This window comes from Streptomyces megasporus (genome assembly GCF_000718985.1).
In the GTDB taxonomy this organism is placed as follows: Bacteria; Actinomycetota; Actinomycetes; order Streptomycetales; family Streptomycetaceae; genus Streptomyces; species Streptomyces megasporus.
In genome coordinates this window covers 1-359 of the sequence record NZ_JODL01000134.1, presented here as the reverse complement: position 1 = coordinate 359, position 359 = coordinate 1, and the positions used below count along the sequence as shown (strand labels likewise).

The 359-nt window shown below is 67.7% G+C and carries 1 pseudogene; it reads left to right on the top strand.

What is annotated here, in order from left to right:
* Positions 1–124 (top strand): annotated as a pseudogene (locus tag IF47_RS31860) (hydrogenase expression protein HypE); the annotation flags it as partial.
* Positions 125–359 lie beyond the last annotated feature (235 nt).

Here is a 359-nt window from a genome sequence, read left to right as displayed (position 1 = left end):
CTACGGGGCCGTCATCCGCCGGCTGCGCGGCGTGACGAACGAACTGGTCAACCACGAGCCCAGGTGGCGCCACAACAAGCGCAAGCTGACCAGCGGCTACGACCCGCGCTGGCGGCCCTCGTGACGCGCGCCGCGCGCCCGGGCGCGCACCCCACCACCACTCATCGGAACACCTACAGCGAGGGGCAGTACCGCAGATGACCACCACCGAGGCCCGGCCCACGGAGCGCAAGCCGCCACAACTCGTGGACATGTCCTGGGATCCGATCACCCGGATCATCGGGAACCTGGGCATCTACACGAAGATCGACTTCGCCAACCGGGAAGTCGTCGAATGCCACAGCACCTCGTCGCTGTTC